Source organism: Rhodococcus daqingensis (assembly GCF_042665615.1).
Lineage (GTDB): Bacteria > Actinomycetota > Actinomycetes > Mycobacteriales > Mycobacteriaceae > Rhodococcus_G > Rhodococcus_G daqingensis.
This window is the reverse complement of sequence record NZ_JBHTCS010000037.1, coordinates 1-939: the sequence shown is the minus strand read 5'-3', so window position 1 is coordinate 939 and position 939 is coordinate 1. Positions and strand designations below refer to the sequence as shown.

1 protein-coding gene is annotated in these 939 nt (G+C 68.6%); it reads left to right on the top strand.

Annotated elements, in window-relative coordinates; all coding sequences use genetic code 11:
• On the top strand, positions 1 to 939 hold a 939-nt coding region (locus ACFQS9_RS26440; protein ID WP_378409533.1), incomplete at both ends, for an NAD(P)(+) transhydrogenase (Re/Si-specific) subunit beta.

The window sequence follows — 939 nt, the reverse complement described above, 5'->3', positions numbered from 1 at the left end:
TTCTCGATGTTCATCTACGGTCTGTCCGGCCTCACCGGCCCGAAGACCGCGGTGCGCGGCAACTACATCGCCGCGGTGGGCATGTTGATCGCGGTGGTCGCCGTGCTGATCGACGTCCGCGACACGGACAACTGGGCCCTGATCGCCGGCGGCCTGCTGGTCGGTGTCGTCCTGGGCGTCCCGCCCGCACTGAAGACGAAGATGACGGCGATGCCGCAGCTCGTCGCGCTGTTCAACGGCGTGGGCGGCGGCACCGTGGCGCTCATCGCGTGGGCCGAGTTCCTCGACTCCGACGGCTTCACCACCCTCGCCGACGTGCCGACCGCACCGGTGATCGTCGGGTCGCTGTTCGCCGCGATCATCGGATCGGTCTCGTTCTGGGGCTCGCTGGTGGCGTTCGCGAAGCTGCAGGAGCTGCTGAACAAGAACGTGGAGAAGGTGTTCGTCTCCAACGCGAAGGCGTTCCAGCTCGCGAACATGGCGTTGGCGCTGGTCTCGATCGCGTTGGCCGTCTACATCGGCTTGGGCGCCGACGGCGACCCCCAGTCGTCGTGGCTGATCGTCGGGCTGCTGGTCGCGGCCGGTGTCATGGGCCTGTTCGTGGTGCTGCCGATCGGCGGCGCCGACATGCCCGTCGTCATCTCGCTGCTCAACGCCCTCACCGGTCTGTCCGCCGCGGCCGCCGGCCTGGCACTGAACAACCAGGCGATGATCGTCGCGGGCATGATCGTCGGCGCGTCCGGCACCATCCTGACCAACCTGATGGCCAAGGCCATGAACCGGTCCATCCCCGCGATCGTCTTCGGCTCCTTCGGCGGCGAGGACGCCGGTGCGGTCGGCGGCGGTGCCACCGGCGGCACCGTCAAGGCCACGTCCGCCTCCGACGCGGCGATCCAGATGGCGTACGCCAACCAGGTCATCGTCGTCCCCGGCTACGGT